19 protein-coding genes are annotated in these 17,479 nt (G+C 68.8%); 11 read left to right on the forward strand and 8 right to left on the reverse strand.

Translation table 11 applies throughout. The features are described from left to right. Window positions 1–370: 370 nt before the first annotated feature. From Q1A87_RS15865 to glyA, 6 genes are all read right to left on the reverse strand, one after another. A complete protein-coding gene (locus Q1A87_RS15865) occupies window positions 371–1,000 on the reverse strand; it encodes a CoA transferase subunit B (protein ID WP_299653317.1) in 630 nt (209 codons plus the stop codon). Between the two features lie 73 nt (window positions 1,001–1,073). Beyond that, complete coding sequence (locus Q1A87_RS15870) at window positions 1,074–1,859, reverse strand: hypothetical protein (RefSeq protein WP_299653320.1); 786 nt, start codon at window positions 1,857–1,859, stop codon at window positions 1,074–1,076. After that, the gene (locus Q1A87_RS15875) at window positions 1,856–2,920 is read right to left on the reverse strand and encodes a GSCFA domain-containing protein (protein WP_299653323.1); all 1,065 of its coding nucleotides are present in this window, start codon (window positions 2,918–2,920) and stop codon (window positions 1,856–1,858) included. The genes Q1A87_RS15870 and Q1A87_RS15875 overlap by 4 nt, the downstream gene beginning before the upstream one ends. 35 nt (window positions 2,921–2,955) lie before the next feature. Further along, window positions 2,956–3,654: a CoA transferase subunit A gene (locus Q1A87_RS15880; protein ID WP_299653326.1), complete on the reverse strand. Its 699-nt coding sequence runs from the start codon at window positions 3,652–3,654 to the stop codon at window positions 2,956–2,958. 57 nt (window positions 3,655–3,711) lie between these two features. Then, the gene (locus Q1A87_RS15885) at window positions 3,712–4,824 is read right to left on the reverse strand and encodes a class II histone deacetylase (RefSeq protein WP_299653329.1); all 1,113 of its coding nucleotides are present in this window, start codon (window positions 4,822–4,824) and stop codon (window positions 3,712–3,714) included. 2 nt (window positions 4,825–4,826) lie between these two features. Then, window positions 4,827–6,122 carry a serine hydroxymethyltransferase gene (gene glyA / locus Q1A87_RS15890; RefSeq protein WP_299653332.1) on the reverse strand — a complete coding sequence of 432 codons (1,296 nt, stop codon included), beginning with the start codon at window positions 6,120–6,122 and terminating at the stop codon, window positions 4,827–4,829. 152 nt (window positions 6,123–6,274) lie between these two features. On the opposite strand from glyA, the gene Q1A87_RS15895 reads away from it, so the two are divergent. From Q1A87_RS15895 to Q1A87_RS15915, 5 genes are all read left to right on the forward strand, one after another. Continuing rightward, window positions 6,275–7,042, forward strand: a complete 768-nt coding sequence (locus tag Q1A87_RS15895) for an NAD kinase (protein ID WP_299653335.1) — start codon at window positions 6,275–6,277, stop codon at window positions 7,040–7,042. Window positions 7,043–7,171: 129 nt separating this feature from the next. Further along, a complete protein-coding gene (gene metG, locus Q1A87_RS15900) occupies window positions 7,172–8,881 on the forward strand; it encodes a methionine--tRNA ligase (RefSeq protein ID WP_299653338.1) in 1,710 nt (569 codons plus the stop codon). Between the two features lie 72 nt (window positions 8,882–8,953). Continuing rightward, complete coding sequence (locus Q1A87_RS15905; protein WP_299653341.1) at window positions 8,954–9,175, forward strand: DUF3072 domain-containing protein; 222 nt, start codon at window positions 8,954–8,956, stop codon at window positions 9,173–9,175. Window positions 9,176–9,374: 199 nt separating this feature from the next. Then, complete coding sequence (locus tag Q1A87_RS15910) at window positions 9,375–9,842, forward strand: Hsp20 family protein (protein WP_299653346.1); 468 nt, start codon at window positions 9,375–9,377, stop codon at window positions 9,840–9,842. 132 nt (window positions 9,843–9,974) lie between these two features. Next, the gene (locus Q1A87_RS15915) at window positions 9,975–10,454 is read left to right on the forward strand and encodes a VOC family protein (protein ID WP_299653349.1); all 480 of its coding nucleotides are present in this window, start codon (window positions 9,975–9,977) and stop codon (window positions 10,452–10,454) included. Between the two features lie 4 nt (window positions 10,455–10,458). Here the strand turns inward: Q1A87_RS15915 and Q1A87_RS15920 are convergent, their stop codons facing one another. After that, window positions 10,459–11,319, reverse strand: a complete 861-nt coding sequence (locus Q1A87_RS15920; protein ID WP_299653352.1) for a hypothetical protein — start codon at window positions 11,317–11,319, stop codon at window positions 10,459–10,461. A gap of 125 nt (window positions 11,320–11,444) precedes the next feature. On the opposite strand from Q1A87_RS15920, the gene miaB reads away from it, so the two are divergent. Continuing rightward, window positions 11,445–12,767 carry a tRNA (N6-isopentenyl adenosine(37)-C2)-methylthiotransferase MiaB gene (gene miaB / locus Q1A87_RS15925; protein ID WP_299653355.1) on the forward strand — a complete coding sequence of 441 codons (1,323 nt, stop codon included), beginning with the start codon at window positions 11,445–11,447 and terminating at the stop codon, window positions 12,765–12,767. 9 nt (window positions 12,768–12,776) lie between these two features. Here miaB and Q1A87_RS15930 read toward each other — a convergent pair whose 3' ends face one another. After that, a complete protein-coding gene (locus Q1A87_RS15930; RefSeq protein ID WP_299653358.1) occupies window positions 12,777–13,058 on the reverse strand; it encodes a hypothetical protein in 282 nt (93 codons plus the stop codon). A gap of 266 nt (window positions 13,059–13,324) precedes the next feature. Here Q1A87_RS15930 and Q1A87_RS15935 point away from each other — a divergent pair, with 266 nt between their 5' ends. Genes Q1A87_RS15935 through lnt form a run of 5 tightly spaced genes read left to right on the forward strand, consistent with a single transcriptional unit; the run spans window position 13,325 to window position 17,474 of the window. After that, window positions 13,325–14,278: a PhoH family protein gene (locus tag Q1A87_RS15935; protein WP_299653421.1), complete on the forward strand. Its 954-nt coding sequence runs from the start codon at window positions 13,325–13,327 to the stop codon at window positions 14,276–14,278. Continuing rightward, a complete protein-coding gene (locus tag Q1A87_RS15940) occupies window positions 14,275–14,607 on the forward strand; it encodes a ribonuclease E inhibitor RraB (RefSeq protein ID WP_299653360.1) in 333 nt (110 codons plus the stop codon). The genes Q1A87_RS15935 and Q1A87_RS15940 overlap by 4 nt, the downstream gene beginning before the upstream one ends. Further along, entirely contained in the window at window positions 14,604–15,086 is a 483-nt protein-coding gene (ybeY, locus tag Q1A87_RS15945) for an rRNA maturation RNase YbeY (protein WP_299653362.1), read from the forward strand. The genes Q1A87_RS15940 and ybeY overlap by 4 nt, the downstream gene beginning before the upstream one ends. A 32-nt stretch (window positions 15,087–15,118) precedes the next feature. Next, a complete protein-coding gene (locus Q1A87_RS15950) occupies window positions 15,119–16,000 on the forward strand; it encodes a hemolysin family protein (protein ID WP_299653364.1) in 882 nt (293 codons plus the stop codon). Window position 16,001: 1 nt separating this feature from the next. Continuing rightward, the gene (gene lnt / locus Q1A87_RS15955) at window positions 16,002–17,474 is read left to right on the forward strand and encodes an apolipoprotein N-acyltransferase (RefSeq protein ID WP_299653366.1); all 1,473 of its coding nucleotides are present in this window, start codon (window positions 16,002–16,004) and stop codon (window positions 17,472–17,474) included. Window positions 17,475–17,479: the final 5 nt, after the last annotated feature.

The following is a 17,479-nucleotide window of genomic DNA, read 5'->3' on the forward strand; positions in this document are numbered from 1 at the left end:
GCAAAGGTGCTGACATGGTCCATCCTCCTCAAAAGGATGAATCACACCGCCTCCCTCATGGGAATCCCCACGATTCATGTTTCGGCCGAAAAGCTCTATCGCGGCGGCACAACCCGCCGCAGCTGACCCCGCCCGCACCCGTACGAAACGCCGCCTGAACCCGCCGTTGCCAACCGTCGCGCATGTCTCGCCCGCGAAATGGCGGTGCCGGCGAGCCTCGGTGCCCCACACTCGGCATGCCGTCCGAGGCGGGGGCGCGGACCTACATGTCGTTGATGCGCGCCGACGAGAACGCGGCTGGTTTGGTTTGGCGCATATACTCGCTGGTGCCGCGAGAAAGCCGGGTCTTCGGCGTCTCGCCCGGCAGGATCTAGGCGACCAGTGTCGCCTCGGTCAGATCGCGCAGCTCCTGCTCGGTCACGCCGTCCGCGAGCTCGACGATGCGCAGGCCGCCTTCCACCACGTCGAGCACGCCGAGATTGGTGATGATCCGGTCGACCACGCCCGTCCCGGTGAGCGGCAGGGTGCATTCGCGCAGCACCTTCGATTCGCCGGCCTTGTTGGCATGGTCCATGACCACGATCACCCGGCCGACACCCGCGACGAGGTCCATCGCGCCGCCCATGCCCTTCACCAGCTTGCCGGGGATCATCCAGTTCGCCAGATCGCCGTTCTCGGCCACCTCCATCGCGCCCAGGATCGCCATCGCGATCTTGCCGCCGCGGATCATGCCGAAGCTTGTGGCGCTGTCGAAATAGGCCGTCTTCGGCAGCTCGGTGATCGTCTGCTTGCCAGCGTTGATGAGGTCGGCATCCTCTTCCCCCTCGTAGGGGAAGGGGCCCATGCCGAGCATGCCGTTCTCCGATTGCAGCGTGACCTCGATGCCCTCGGGGACATGGTTCGACACCATCGTCGGGATGCCGATGCCCAGATTGACGTACATGCCGTCCTCGAGCTCTTGCGCGGCACGGGCAGCCATTTGATCGCGGGTCCAGGGCATGGGGGCTCCGTTCGATTGTCCTCACGCCGATATGACGCGCAAAGGGGTGTGGGCGCAAGCGAGCGGCGTCGGGTCAGGCTTCACCCCGCAGCCGGGGCAGGAGCGCGGTCAGGCAGGCGATGCCGTAATCCGCGTTCATGTGGCGCACGTCGAGTTGCGCCCGCTCGCCCTGACCGATCATCACGTCGGCGAAGCGTGCGTCGGTGAATCCCGAGGGCAGGATCGTCTCCGCCGGCTGTTCGGTGAAGGACAGGCCCGCCGTGGCCAGTCGTGCAGCATAGCGCCCGGCCAGATCGTCGAGTGCGGCGGCGACGCCGTCGCTGCGTTCGCTGAGGGGGATGCCACATTCGCGCTCGAAGATGCGGTCGGGTGCGGCGCCCGCAATGTTGGCGGGCATGCGCGGCTTGGCGTGGAACGTGACCTGCACGCCGTCGAGCCCCGACCAGGGATCGACCGGCAGGTAGGCGTCGACGATGTCGTCGAGGAAGGCATCGTAGGCTGCCCGCGACATCGTACGGCGAGCACCGGCCGAGCGGACCCCGTCGATATCGTTCTCGGCGAGCAGGCGCACGAACTCGATCGCGCCGTGCTCGTTGCCGACGATCACGATATGGTCGAACGCCCCCGTGCGGATCGAAGCCCGACCGTTCATGGCGGTGATCTGCTCGACGAGGTTCGGGGGCTGCCGGACGCCCTCGATCGCACCGAACTCGGTGGAGACGGGATCGAGCCGCATGCGGTAGTAGTTCTCACCGGCCAGCAGGAAGAATTCGACGTCCAGACCGGTCAGGTCCACTGAATTGAATCCCTTGCGGAACGCCGCGAGATGCGAGTTTCCGATCAGCAGGACGCGCGTCATCGCGCGAAGGCCTCGAGCAGGACGTCCTCGCAGACCACGTCGCGGGCCGAGGCGGCGGTGATGGGGCTGCGGTTCGAGGACAGGCGCACGCGGCGCGGGGGCAGGTCGGGGGACTGGCCGTGCGCGCGCAGGAAGGCGCCCATTGCCGTGGCGACCCCGGCGGCCGTCACCGAACGCAGGTTGGTGTCGTAGAACATACCGCGTGTCGATGGCGAGGTGATGATCTCGTAGGACGGGAAATAGTCCACGTCGTCGAGCTCGGCCTCCAGCGTGCCGCAGACGGCGCGCAGGATGGCCTTGGAATGCGCGGTCGCGACTTCGACGTGCCGGCCGCTCGCCGTCGCGGTCAATGGCACCGGCGAAACGGTGACGAGGAACCGGACCTCCGGATTGGCGGCGCGCATCCGCTCCCGGACGGCGAGGAAATCGTCGCGGACCGCCTCGTAGCCGTAATTGCGGAAGGCGAAGACCTCCGGGTCGTAATCGCCGGCGATCGTGCCGGGGGCGGTCGGATAGACGGTCCCGGTCGCCCGGTGCTCCCAGGCCTCGGTCAGGCCGAAGGTGAAGACGACGAGGTCGCAAGCCTCGACCGCCGCGCGGACGCAGTCGAGATGCGCGGCCCGGTGCCGCGTGACGTCCTCCGGCGCGGGCAGGCCGTCCGGCTCGACATTGGGCCGGAGCGCGTCGTGGAACTGCCCGTCGCGCTCCCACACCGGCAAGGCGGGCGTGAAGGTGCCATCGACCTCGGCGAGAAGCTGGCGCAGCTGGCGGATCGTGTAGATGTTGCCGTAACGCGCGGAATAGAGGCGGTAGCCGAAGCGCTGCGCCACCTCGTCGTCGAGGATGTCGGGCACCGGCTCGGTGTCGATCACGCCGAAACCCGCGCCGCGCAGGGCCCGCCCGACATGCTGCGCAAAGCAGGAGCCGGCCGTCAGGATACGGGTCGACGGCGCGATCGGAAACTTCGGCGTATAGATGTCGCCCGGGTCGAGCGGGGTGCGCGCGGCCACGCCGGTCCGCCAGTAGGCGCGGTCCGGCAAATTCGCGTAGGGGCTCTTCATCGCTGTGCCGGAAGGAGGTGCCGCAACATCGCCCGTCAGGCCGCGGGCCGCGTCGTTCGCTGCTCGATGCGCTTCTCGTGCGCGCCCTGGATCAGGCGATGCACGTAGATGCCCGGCAGGTGGATCGTGTCGGGGTCGAGCGCGCCGCGCGGCACGATCTCCTCCACCTCGGCCACGCAGACCTTGCCGCACATCGCGGCGGGCGGATTGAAGTTCCGCGCCGTCTTGCGGAACATGAGATTGCCGGTGTCGTCGGCCTTCCAGGCCTTCACGATGGAAAGGTCGGCGACGAGGCCGCGCTCGAGGATGTAGGTCTCGCCGTCGAACTCCTTGTGCTCCTTGCCCTCGGCGACCAGCGTGCCGACGCCGGTCTTTGTGTAGAAGCCCGGGATGCCGCAGCCGCCGGCCCGCATCCGCTCCGCAAGTGTGCCCTGCGGATTGAACTCGAGCTCCAGCTCGCCGGAGAGATACTGGCGCATGAACTCGGCGTTCTCGCCCACGTAGGAGGAGATCATCTTCCTGACCTGCCGGGTCTGCAGCAGGATGCCGATGCCGAAATCGTCGACGCCCGCATTGTTCGACGCGAAGGTCAGGTCCTTCGTTCCGGCCTCCCGGATGGCGTTCAACAGCAGCTCCGGGATCCCGCAGAGCCCGAACCCCCCGGCCGCGATGAACATCCCGTCGCGCAGCAACCCGTCCAGCGCCTCGGTCGCCGATCCAAAGACCTTGTCCATCCCGCGTTCCCCGTTCCCGTGTCGTCCCGTCTGCACTAGCGGAGGGGCCGCTGCCTTTCAATCGGCCCGCTTCGCGGAGTCCGTGCGGGCCGCGGCCATCTCCCCGATGAGCCCGCTCGCGAAGGCCGAGAAGGCGGGGCCTGGCTGGCGGGCGGCGAAGGTCGCGGCGAAGGGGTCGGGCGCGGCGATATCGCTGCCGGACAGGCGGGCGAGGACGGCGTGGCCGCAGAACGGCACATAGACCTCCGAATAGCCGCCCTCGTGCGCCATCACCAGACGGCCGCTGCAGATCTCGTCCGCCAGCGCCATGACCTGCGCCGTCATCGTGTCGAAGGTCTCCGCCGTGGCGAGCATCCGGCCGAGCGGATCGAGCGGCGACGCGTCGAAGCCGCAGGCGACGACGATCGCCTCCGGCGCATGCGCCCGGATCGCGGGCAGCACCAGCCGGTCCATCGCCTCGAGATAGGTCGCGTGCCCGGCACCGGCGGGCAGGGGGACGTTGAGATTGGCGATGGCATCGGTGTCGAACCCGCCGGTGTCGAGCGGGTAGTTCCGGTCCTGGTGGATCGAGATCGTCAGCACGTCGGGATCGTCCGCGAAGATCGCCTCCGTCCCGTTGCCGTGGTGCACGTCCCAGTCGAGCACGGCGATCCGGCGACAGTGGCCGCGCGCCTGCGCCCGCCGGATCGCGAGGGCGATGTTGGCCATGAGGCAGAAGCCGTTCGCCCAGTCCGGCAGACAATGATGCCCCGGCGGCCGGCTGAGCGCGTAGGCGTTGTCGAGCCCGCCGGTCAGTACCGCCTCCAGCGCCTCGGTCACCAGCCCGGCGGAAAGCCGCGCGATGTCGTAGCCGCCGGGCCCGAACGGCGCGCGCAGGCCGAGCTCGCCGCCGCCCGCCGCCGAAGCCTCCGCGAAGGCGTCGAGATAATGCGCCGGGTGGACGCGCAGCAGGTCCTCCCGGTCGAGCGGTTCGGCCGTCCGGACGTCGAGGGCGTCCATCAGGCCCGTGACCCGCATCAGGTTCACGAGCCGCCGCTTGGTCTCCGGGTCCTCCGGCAGGCCGCCACCCCCGGCGATGGGCTGCACCAACCCGCCGACCGGCGCAATATGGGCGTAATTTCCTCCGCCGTGCCAGAGACAGCGCTCGTCGTGGAAGAATCCGGTCGCCATCCTCAGAGGTCGGGATAGACGGGGTACTGCTCGCAGAGCGCCTGCACCCGCGTCTTAACGCCGGCGTCGACCTCGCCGTTGCCGTCCGCCCCGTTGGTCGCGAGCCCGTCCACGACCTCCACGATCAGGTCGCCGATTTGCCGGAACTCCGCCTCGCCGAAGCCGCGCGTCGTGCCGGCCGGTGTGCCAAGGCGGATGCCGCTGGTCACGGTGGGCTTCTCGTCGTCGAAGGGGATGCCATTCTTGTTGCAGGTGATATGCGCCCGGCCGAGCGCCTTCTCGGTGTCGTTGCCCTTCACGCCCTTGGGGCGCAGGTCGACCAGCATCAGATGCGTGTCGGTGCCGCCGGTGACGATGTCGAGCCCGCCGCGCATGAGCTGGTCGGCCAGCGCCTGCGCGTTGGCGATGACCTGGGCCTGATAGTCCCGGAAGCCGGGGCGCAGCGCCTCGCCGAAGGCCACCGCCTTGCCGGCGATGACGTGCATCAGCGGGCCGCCCTGGATGCCCGGGAAAATGGCCGAGTTTACCTTCTTCGCGATCGCCTCGTCGTCCGTCAGGATCATGCCGCCGCGCGGGCCCCGGAGCGTCTTGTGCGTGGTGGTCGTCGCGACATGCGCGTGCGGGAAGGGAGAGGGGTAGTGGCCCGACGCAACAAGCCCCGCGAAATGCGCCATGTCCACGAGGAGGTAGGCCCCCACCTCGTCGGCCACCGCGCGCATCTTCGCGAAGTCGATGATCCGGGGGATGGCCGAGCCGCCGGCAATGATGAGCTTCGGCTGATGCTCGACGGCGAGCTCGCGGACCTGGTCGTAGTCGAGCTGCATGTCCTGCCGCCGGACGCCGTACTGAATCGCGTTGAACCACTTGCCGGAGAGGTTCGGCCGCGCGCCGTGGGTCAGGTGGCCGCCCGCGTCGAGCGACATGCCGAGGATCGTGTCGCCCGGCTTGATCAGCGCGGTGAACACGCCCTGGTTGGCCTGGCTTCCGGAGTTCGGCTGCACGTTGGCGTAGGTGCAGCCGAAGAGCTGCGTCGCACGCTCCATCGCCAGGTTCTCGGCCACGTCCACGAACTGGCAGCCGCCGTAATAGCGCTTGCCCGGATAGCCCTCGGCGTACTTGTTCGTCATCACGCCGCCCTGCGCCTCCATCACGGCGCGGCTGACGATGTTCTCCGACGCGATCAGTTCGATCTCGTCGCGCTGCCGCCCGAGTTCGAGGCGCATGGCCTCGGCGATCTCCGGATCGCTTTCGGCGAGGCTGGCGGAGAAGAAGTTCGGGTCGCGATGCGGGGCGTTCATGGGGCAGACTCCTGTCGGACGATGGCGGACTCATACGCGTTGACGGGTCGGTAATAAAGCGGGCAAGCGTCACATGGCGCCGCGCGAACGACCCGCGCTTGCCTTTCGGGGGGCCAGGCGACAACCCTTCCGGACCACGACCGGGACCGGACATGCCGCGCGCCAAGAACATCGCCTTCCTCGCCTCGGCGACCCCCGAAGCGCAGATCGCCTGCGAACGCCTCGTCGCGCGCTACGGCCAGGAAGCGGTCGAGACCGCGCAGGTGATCGTGGCGCTCGGCGGCGACGGCTTCATGCTGGAGACCCTGCACGGCACCATGCATGTCGACGCGCCGGTCTACGGGATGAATCGCGGGACGGTCGGCTTCCTGATGAACACCTACCGCGAGACCGGCCTGACGGGGCGGCTCGCGCAGGCGGAGGAGGCACGGATCAACCCGCTCCGGATGGTGGCCACGCGCGAGAGCGGGGAGGTCGTCGAGGCGTTGGCGATCAACGAGGTGTCGCTCCTGCGGGCCGGGCCGCAGGCGTCGCGGCTCAGCATCTCGGTCGACGGACGGGTGCGGATGGAGGAGCTGGTCTGCGACGGGGCGCTGGTCTGCACGCCCGCGGGCTCGACGGCCTACAACTATTCCGCGCACGGACCGATCCTGCCGATCGGATCGGAAGTGCTCGCGCTGACCGCGATGGCGGCGTTCCGGCCCCGGCGCTGGCGCGGCGCGCTCTTGCCCAAGGTGGCGTATGTCCGCTTCGACGTGCTCGATCCCGAGAAGCGCCCGATGATGGCGGAGGCGGACGGTCAGTCGGTGCGCGACGTCGTCTCCGTCGAGGTCGCGAGCGAGCCATCGGTCTGCCACCGCCTGCTCTTCGATCCGGGGCATGGGCTCGAGGAGCGGCTGCTACGGGAGCAGTTCACCTGATCTGACTCGCCCGGGGCCGTTCGGTGGTTGAGTATTTGAGCCAAGAAGAAGGGGCCGGTCGCGTTTCGGGCCCCGGTTGCGGGGCGGGGCGGGGCGGGGATAGAAGCGCCCGACATCCGGAGACCGCCCATGCCCCGCACGCTCATCACCTCGGCCCTGCCCTACATCAACGGGATCAAGCATCTCGGGAACATGGTCGGCTCCCAGCTTCCGGCGGACCTCCATGCCCGCTACCTCCGGGCGCGGGGTCACGAGGTGATGTTCATCTGCGCCACCGACGAGCACGGCACGCCCGCCGAGATCGCCGCCGCCAGGGCCGGGCAGCCGGTGGCGGAATACTGCGCCGAGATGTGGCAGGTGCAGAAGGACCTCGCCGACGGGTTCCGGCTGTCCTTCGATCATTTCGGCCGCTCCTCCTCGCCTCAGAACCGGCGGCTGACGCAGCATTTCGCCGGACGGCTCGATAAGGCCGGACTCATCGAGGAGCGGTCCTCGCGGCAGGTCTATTCCAACGCGGATGGCCGCTTCCTGCCCGACCGCTACGTCGAGGGGACGTGCCCGAATTGCGGATACGACCGCGCGCGGGGGGACCAGTGCGAGAACTGCACCAAGCAGCTCGACCCGACCGACCTGATCGAGCCGCGCTCGGCCATCTCCGGCTCCACCGATCTGGAGGTGCGCGAGACGAAGCACCTGTTCCTGTTGCAATCGAGGCTCCGGGGCGATCTCGACGCCTGGATCGACCGGCAGACGGACTGGCCGGTCCTGACGACGTCGATCGCGAAGAAGTGGCTGCACGACGGCGACGGGCTGCAGGATCGCGGCATCACCCGGGACCTCGACTGGGGCGTGCCGGTCCGCAAGGGCGACGAGCCCTGGCCGGGGATGGAGGGCAAGGTCTTCTACGTCTGGTTCGACGCGCCGATCGAGTACATCGCCGCGACGAACGAATGGGCGGACGCGAACGGGGGCGACTGGGAACGGTGGTGGCGCACCGACAAGGGCGCGGACGACGTGCGCTACGTCCAGTTCATGGGCAAGGACAACGTGCCGTTCCACACGCTGAGTTTCCCCGCGACGATCCTCGGCTCCGGCGAACCGTGGAAAACGGTCGATTACCTGAAGTCGTTCAACTACCTGAATTACGACGGCGGCCAGTTCTCGACCTCGCAGGGGCGGGGCGTGTTCATGGACCAGGCGCTCGAGGTGCTGCCGGCCGATTACTGGCGCTGGTGGCTCCTGTCGCACGTCCCCGAGAGTTCGGACACGGAGTTCACCTGGGAGGCGTTCCAGACCGACGTGAACAAGGATCTGGCCGACGTGCTGGGCAACTTCGTGAGCCGGGTGACCAAGTTCTGCCGCTCGAAGTTCGGCGAGGAAGTGCCGGCCGGGGGCGCGTGGGGGCCGCGCGAGACGGCGTTGGCGGAGACGCTCGCGATCCGGCTCGCAAATTACGAGCGCCACATGGATGCCATCGAGATTCGGAAGTCCGCGGCGGAACTGCGTTCGATCTGGGTCGCGGGCAACGAGTACCTGCAGGAGGCCGCGCCCTGGGCCACGTTCAAGACCGACTTGGAGACGGCGGCGATGCAGATACGTCTGGGCCTGAACCTCGTCCGTCTCTATGCTGTGCTGTCCGCGCCCTTCGTGCCGGACGCCGCCGCGACGATGCTGACGGCGATGCGGGTCGAGGGGGCGGACTGGCCCACGGATATGGCGGAGGCGCTCGGGGCGTTGCCGGCGGGCCATGCCTTCGACGTGCCTGACGTCATGTTCGCCAAGATCACCGACGAGCGGCGCGCGGACTGGGCCGAACGGTTCGCCGGCACGCGCGGCTGAGGCGGGGTGCCGCAGCCGGGAACCGAATCCCGCTGTGGAACATTAACGGAACACAACCCATAGGAGGCTTTCATGGCCGACATGACCGACACCCCGAAGCAGGACGCCCCCGGCAACGCCGAGAAGGACCCGAGCGACTGGACGACCGGCGGCGAGCCGATGACCGGCGCGCAGGCGAGCTACCTCAAGACGCTCTCCGAGGAGGCGGGGGAGGAGTTCGACCCGGAAATGAGCAAGGCCGACGCCTCCAAGCGCATCGACGCGCTGCAGGAGAAGACGGGTCGCGGCGCCTGACCGCAGCGCGATCGTGAGACGACAGGATCGGCGCTTCCGGGCGCCGATTTTTTATTGTCCGGACCCTTGAAGCCCCTGACCCCGCTTCCCAAATTTCGGCATGTCGGATGCCGAAGCAGGGTCCGGCGAAACGACTAGCGGCCTTCGTCCCGTGGGGAGAGGGTCCGACGATGTATCGCTTCAAGCAAAGGATGCAGACATGCGCACCTATGATTTCACCCCGCTCTATCGTGCCACCGTCGGCTTCGACCGGATGGCGAGCCTGCTCGACCGGGCGATGACCGCCGACACGGCGACGACCTACCCGCCCTACAACATCGAGAAGCTCGGCGAGAACGAGTACCGCGTCTCGATCGCCGTGGCCGGGTTCACCGCCGAGGAGCTGTCGATCGAATCCCGCGACAACGCGGTCGTGGTCACGGCTCGCAAGGCCGAGACCAGCGAGAAGCGGACCTACCTGCACCGTGGCATCGCGACCCGGGCCTTTGAGAAAAGCTTCCAGCTCGCCGACCACGTCCACGTGACCGGTGCCCGCCATGCCGACGGCATGCTCCACATCGAGCTCGAGCGTCAGGTGCCGGAGGCGCTGAAGCCCCGTCGCATCGAGATCGCGAATGGCAAGGCCGCCCCGGAGCTGGAAGGAACCTCCGAGACCGTCGAGGCATGAGCTGAACCCCAAGACTGTGCCTTCGGTTGAAGGAGCGGCGCGCGTCCCTGCAAGGGGGCGCGCGTTCTCGTTTGGGGCGTCGGGGCAGGGTATGGTACGTTTGGCCGGGGATGAAGCATGGGGGAGCCTGGCATGACGATCGCTCGAAACACGGTCTGCCTCTGGTACGACGGCGGGGCCGAGGCGGCCGCCCGGTTCTACGTCGCGACCTTCCCCGAGAGCTCGGTCGACGCGATCGTGCCCGCGCCGGCCGATTTTCCGGGTGGCCGGGCGGGGGACACGATCGTCGTGCGGTTCACCGTGCTCGGCATCCCCTGCATCGGCCTCAACGGCGGGGCCGTCTTCCCGCAGTCCGAGGCATTCTCCTTCCAGGTGACGACCGACGATCAGGCAGAGACCGATCGCTACTGGGATGCGATTGTCGGCGACGGGGGTCGCGAGAGCGAGTGCGGCTGGTGCAAGGATCGGTGGGGCGTGTCGTGGCAGATCACCCCGCGGACGCTGAGCGAGGCACTGGAGGCTGGCGGCGACGAGGCGCAGCGGGCCTTCGAGGCGATGCTGACCATGCGGCGGATCGATGTCGCGGCGATCGACGCGGCACGGCGCGGCTGAGGGTTCAGAACCACTGACCGGGCTCCATCAGGCCGAGCTCGAGAAGCTGCTGCGCGCGCCATTCGAAGCGGACCGACCCGTCCCACCGGAACCCCTCGATCGCCGCCCGCGAGCCGGGATTTGTGGCCAGCGCCTTCGCGGCCCGGAACGACGCGATCGCGGCCGTCAGCGAATGGTGCCAGGGGCAGGCATAGGTATTCATCTCCTCGTCGTTCAGGAGGTGCCCGGGCAACAGCCGCAGATCCTTTCGCACCCGGAACAGGGCGACCCGGTCCATCCGGCGGCGCGCGGGCGGCACGTGCTCCTCGAACCGCCAGCGCAGGCCCCCGTGGAAGTCGAGCTGCCGGTCCTTCGGAACCTGTCCGTCCATCCGCGCGAGCGCGAAATAGCCGGTCGCGTCGAGCCAGGCATCGGCGCGATCGACCCCTTTTCCGCCCGCTTCGAGCGTGCCGGCGTACAGATCGGCCACGAAGGTCACGACGCTGTCGCGCCGCTCCTCCCTGCAGAAGGCGAGCGCCTCGCCGACGCGCCGGCTCTCGGCGAAGGGGTGGAACAAGTATTCGGCATTGTAGAGGTAGCCCGTCCAGGCCCCGGCCGGGCGGCCGGCAATAAGCGCGTTGACGCAACTCAGCGTCAGGTCCTCGGGCCGCGTGCCGAGCGTCAGGCGATGCACCCGCTCGGGCAGGGGTTCGGGAACGCGCACGCCCGGCGGGACGGCGAGCACGAGCGCGTGGAAGCCGGCGTCGAGGTGATGGCGGATCGTGCTTTCGATCTCGCATTCGTCCTCGCAGATCACCATCAGCGTGGGACCGGCCCCGAGACGTGCGGCGCGAGCTGTCAGGTCCTCTGGCGAGGTGAAGTGCATGGAGATCCGTCCCGGTCGCGTCCCGCGAACCCTTCCTCAACGTGGCCCGGGTCGCAACGGGGCCGCGTTGCGGCAGGGCCATGCCTGCGGTATTGGCGCAACGCGACGAGACAGGGACGCATGCCATGACCGCGACCAAGAAGCTGCACATCAAGACCTACGGCTGCCAGATGAACGTCTACGACAGCGAACGCATGGTCGAGGCGATGGCGGCCGAGGGCTACGAGACGACCGAGGATGCGGGCGAGGCGGACCTCATCCTGCTGAACACCTGTCACATCCGCGAGAAGGCGGCGGAGAAGGTCTATTCCGATCTGGGCCGGCTGCGCCCGCTGAAGGACGCCAAGCCCGACCTCAGGATCGGCGTCGCCGGCTGCGTCGCGCAGGCCGAGGGCGGCGAGATCATGGCGCGCCAGCCGCTCGTCGACCTCGTCGTGGGACCGCAGACCTATCATCGCCTGCCCGCCATGCTCGCCCGCGTCGCGGCGGGGGAGAAGGCGCTCGACACCGAGATGCCGGAGGAGGACAAGTTCGATCACCTCCCGCAACTGCGCACACCCGCGGCGAAGCCCTCGGCCTTCCTGACGGTGCAGGAGGGCTGCGACAAGTTCTGCGCCTTCTGCGTCGTGCCCTATACCCGCGGCGCCGAGGTCAGCCGGCCGGTGACGCGCCTCCTGTCCGAAGCGCGGGCGCTGGTCGACCGGGGCGTGCGGGAGATCACGCTTCTGGGGCAGAACGTGAACGCCTATCACGGGGCGGGGCCGGACGGGCGGACATGGTCGCTCGCGGACCTGATCTGGGCGCTCGACGGGATCGAGGGGCTGGCGCGCATCCGGTTCACGACCTCGCATCCGAACGACATGACCGACGACCTGATCTCGGCACACGGGGATTGCGCGAAGCTGATGCCGTATCTGCATCTGCCGGTGCAGTCCGGCAGCGACCGCATCCTCAAGGCGATGAATCGCAAGCACGGGGCGGCGGAATATATCAAGCTGATTGACAAACTCCGCGCCGCACGGCCCGACCTCGCATTGTCGGGCGACTTCATCGTCGGCTTCCCCGGCGAGACGGAGGCGGATTTCGAGGCGACGCTCGATCTGGTGCGGCAGGTCCGCTACGCCGCGGCCTATTCCTTCCGCTATTCCCCACGCCCCGGCACGCCGGCGGCGGAGCGGCCGGAGGTGCCGACGGAGGTTGCGGTCGAGCGGCTGCACCGGCTGCAGGCGCTTCTGACCGAGCAGCAGCAGGCGGCGCAGGCCGCAATGATCGGGCGGGAGACGAACGTGCTCTTCGAGAAGGCGGGGCGGCTGCCGGGGCAGTTGGTGGGCAAGTCCGACTACCTGCAGGCGGTCCATGCCGACGCGCCCGAGAGCATGCTCGGCCGGGTCGCGCGGGTCCGCGTCACCGTGGCGAAGACGAACTCGCTCGCGGCGGAACTCGTCTGACGGGTCGGCCTAGCGTGGCGGATTGGTCCGCAGGAGGGTGCGAAGTCCCTCCGCAAGCGCCTCGCCGCCCTCCAGATAGCGCGGATCGCGGCAGAGCGTCGTCGCCACGGCGAACGCGTCCACCGGATCGTAGCCGACGGCGCGGAGGTCGGAGACGAAGTTGTCGCTCGGCTTGTCCCAGATGATCTCGGTGGAGATGTAGCGGTGGCAGCCGACGCGGATCTGGCCGGGTTCCTGCGCCGAAGCGCCGGCCGCCGCGAGGCAGAGCGCAAATGTGATCAAAAACTTCATGTCGTTACCCCATCCTTAACGTCAACGACTTCTTCACGTCGAATGGTTAAGCAAAGGTTGCCGGATCGACACGATGGCGCGCGTGCCCCGCGGCATCTGTAACGTCGACGTGAAATTCCTCCCGTTCGGTCCTACCTCTCTTGCGCGTCCCGTCCCGCGCGGGGCACGTTGCAACAGTTTTCGCCTCGAAGGAGCCGTGCTTGGCCTCGATCCTCGCCCCCGACGACACCACCGCGCTCCATCTGGAGTTTCCCGACAACCGCCTGATGATCGACCTCGTCGGTCCGCACGGCGCCCACCTCGCGCAGGTGGAGCAACTCCTCGGCGTGCTGATCGTGCACCGGGGCAATGCGCTCACCATCCACGGCGAGGCCGCGGCGGAGGCCGAACGGGTGCTGAACGCGCTCTACGCGCGGCTCGAGGCGGGCAAGCAGGTCGATATGGGCGCGATCGACGGATTGATCCGCCTGCGCTCCGACGAGGGATCGGATGGCGCGCGACAGGGCGACCAGGAGGAGATGTTCCCCGGCCCCGCGCTCGAGATCCGCACGCGCAAGAAGACGATGGAGCCGCGGACCGAGGCGCAGAAGGCCTACACGCAGGCGCTTCTGGAGCACGAGCTGACCTTCGGGATCGGCCCGGCGGGCACCGGCAAGACCTACATCGCCGTGGCCGTCGCCGTGTCGAAGTTCATCACCGGCGAGGTCGACCGGATCATCCTGACGCGCCCGGCGGTGGAGGCCGGCGAGAAGCTGGGCTTCCTGCCCGGCACGCAGGACGAGAAGGTCGATCCCTACATGCAGCCGCTCTACGATGCGCTGAACGACTTCCTGCCGGGCAAGCAGCTTCAGAAGCTGCGCGAGGAGAAGCGGGTCGAGATCGCGCCGCTGGCGTTCATGCGGGGGCGGACGCTGTCCAACGCCTTCGTCATCCTCGACGAGGCGCAGAACGCGACCACGATGCAGATGAAGATGTTCCTGACCCGTCTGGGGCAGGGGAGCCGGATGGCGATCACCGGCGACCGGTCGCAGGTGGACCTGCCGCGCGGTGTGCAGTCCGGGCTGCGCGACGCGGAGGAGATCCTGCGCGGGGTCGGGGGGATCAGCTTCAACTACTTCACCGCGACCGACGTCGTGCGACACCCGCTCGTCGCCAAGATCATCACCGCCTACGAGAAGGACGACGCCCGGCGCGAGGCGGCGCGGCTGGAACGGCGATGAGCTTCGACTTCGACGCGCAGCGCGCCGAGACCGAACGGCTCTGGGCGGAGATGGCGGCGGCGCACGACCTGCCGGCGACGGGTCTGCTGGACCTGCATTTCGAGGGCGGGGACGGGTCGGACGCGACCGAGTTCATGGGCTGGCTCGAGGACGAGGGTTTCGATGTCGAGCATTACCCGGCCGAGGACGACGAGCCCGAGACGGTCGAGGTCCAGACGGTGGAGATGCCGCTCTCGCCCGCGACGATCCACGCCGAGGAGCGGCGCACCACCGAGGCCGCCCTGCGTTACGGGTTCCGCCCGACAGGCTGGGGCTTCATGGGCGTATGAGCCATGTCGTCGACGTCATCCTGGAGGACGACCGCTGGCGGGAATCGCTCGAGCGGCTGGCGGGGATCGCCGTGCCGGCGGCGCTCGCGGGGCTCGAGGATTGCGAGGTCGCGGTGATGGGTTGCGACGATGCGCGGATCGCGGCGCTCAACGAGAGCTTCCGCGGCAAGGCGCGCCCGACCAACGTGCTGAGCTGGCCGTCGGCGGCGCTTCGCCCGGACATCGCGCCGATCGAGCCGGAGCTGGGCGACATCGCGATCGCCTTCGAGACCTGTGCGCGGGAGGCTGCCGAACAGGGCAAGCCTTTCGAGGCGCACGTGATTCACCTTCTCGTTCACGCGACGCTGCATCTGCTGGGGCATGACCACGCGGATGCGGCCGAGGCGGAACGGATGGAGGCTGAGGAGGTTCGTATCTTAACCGCTTTGGGATACCCCGATCCCTACGCGTCTGGTATCAACGTAAGCGCCGGCGACTGAGCCGGTTTCAAAACGGAGGCCCCACGGGTCCGATGGACAAGGACGGATCGTCTAGCGCCGCGCCCGGCGCGCAGGACGAAGAGTTGACGAACGCCGATCCCACGGGATCGCGCCCCGGTTTCATCTCCCGCATGTTCGCGGGATTCGGCACCGACACCCCCGCCACCCAGACCAGTCCCGAGGATGGGCCGGCCCCGCGCACGACGCCGGGCCTTCTGAACCTGCGCCTCAAGCGGCTGGACGACGTGCTCATCCCCCGCGCGGAGGTCGTGGCCGTGCCGGTGGACATCTCGCTGCCCGATCTGGTGGCGAAGTTCCGCGAGAGCGGTATGACACGCATCCCGGTCTTCGAGGGAACGCTCGACGTGCCGCTCGGGATGATCCACCTGAAGGATCTGGCGCTCAACCACGGCTTCAACGGCGACCGCGACAAGCCGTTCGAGGTCAGGCCGCTTCTGCGGCACTTGATCTATGCGCCCCCCTCGATGCCGATCGGCGTGCTGCTCACCAAGATGCAGACGCAGCGCATCCACATGGCGCTCGTGATCGACGAATACGGCGGCGTGGACGGGCTCGTGACGCTCGAGGACCTGATCGAGCAGGTCATCGGCGAGATCGAGGACGAGCACGATCAGGAAGAGGGCAAGTTCTGGCGGCAGGAGAAGTCCGGCTGCTACCTCGCACTGGCCCGCACGCCGATCGACGACTTCCAGGACGAGATCGGCATGCGCCTCGTCGAGGAGGGAGACGAGGAGGAGATCGACACGCTCGGCGGTCTGGTCTTCATGCTCGCCGGCCGGGTGCCCGCGCGCGGCGAGGTGATCCCGCATCCTTCCGGCGCCGAGATCGAGGTGGTCGACGCCGATCCGCGGCGTATCAAGCGCCTGCGCCTCCGGATGCCGCAGGCCGCCTGACTTGCGCGCCATCGCCGCCCTGTGGCCGGTCCTGGCGGGGCTGGCCGCCGCGTCGGGACAGGCGCCGTGGAACCTGTGGTGGCTGGCTTTGGTGGGATACCTCGCCGGGATCGGCTACGTCGCGCGGAGCGCGCATCCGTTCTGGACGGGGATGCTCTTCGGGGCGGCGCATTTCGCGCTGGCGCTCGTCTGGATCGTCGAGCCCTTCCTCATCGACCCTGAGGCGACGGCCTGGCTCGCGCCGATCGCGCTGATCGGCGTCTCGGTCGGGTTCGGCCTGTTCTGGGCCGCGGCGGGATGGGTCGGGGTGCGGTGGCTCAAGGGGGCCGTCGGGGTGGCGGTGGCGCTTGGGCTGGCGGAGCTGCTGCGCTCCTACCTTCTGACCGGCTTTCCCTGGGCCCTGCCGGGGCACATGCTGATCGACACGGACGCGCTGCCCGCGGCGTCGCTGGTGGGCGCGCACGGGCTCGGGATCGCGGTGTTGCTCGGAGCGGGACTCATCGCCACGGGTCGGATCGCCGGGGTTGCGGCGGGGGCGGTGCTCTGGGCCGCGCCCTTCGTCGTCGGCGCGGCGCTGCCGCCGGCACCGGAGGGGGCGGGGCCCGTCCTGCGCCTCGTGCAGCCGAACGCGCCGCAGCATCTCAAATGGGAGCCGGACTGGCGCGGCGTCTTCTTCCGGCGCGGACTGGAGGAGACGGCGGCCGCGACCGACGGACCGCCGCCCGTGGCCGTGGTCTGGCCCGAGACGGCGCTGCCGGAACTGCTCGACTATTCCGAAGACCTCCGCCCGATCCTGGCGGAGGCGACGGGCGGCGTGCCGCTCGTCATCGGCGTGCAGCGCTATGGCCCGGACGGGCATCCGCGCAATTCGGTCGCGCTTCTGGAGGGCCCGTCGGGCGAGGTCGCGGCGATCCACGACAAGCACCGGCTCGTCCCCTTCGGCGAGTTCCTTCCCATGCAGGGCCTGTTCGACCTGATCGGGATCGGCCCGCTGGCGAGCCGGCTCGCCGGGACCTTCGCCGCCGGCGAGGGACCGGCGCTGATCGACGTGCCTGGGGTGGGACCGGTCCTGCCGCTGATCTGCTACGAGGCGATCTTTCCGCAGGACATCGCGCGCGTCGACCGGCCGCGCGCGATCCTGCATCTGACGAACGATGCCTGGTTCGGGCGGCGCTTCGGGCCGCAGCAGCATCTTGCGCTCACGCGGCTGCGCGCCGCGGAATCAGGCCTGCCGGTTCTGCGCGCGGCCAATACCGGCATCTCGGCGGCGATCGACGCGCGCGGGACGGTGCTGGCCAGCCTGCCGCTGCAGGTCCACGGGCATCTCGACGCCGCCCTCCCGCCGGCGCTTCCGCCGACCCCGTACCTTGCGACCGGGGATTGGGCGGCGCTGATAACCCTTTTCTTACTCGCGGCATGCTGTGTCATCTTTTCCGGACGAATCGGAGTTGTGCGCCTCCCCGATCGTCCCTAGTCGAT

Origin of the sequence: uncultured Jannaschia sp. (assembly GCF_947494055.1) — a bacterium.
Lineage (GTDB): Bacteria > Pseudomonadota > Alphaproteobacteria > Rhodobacterales > Rhodobacteraceae > Jannaschia.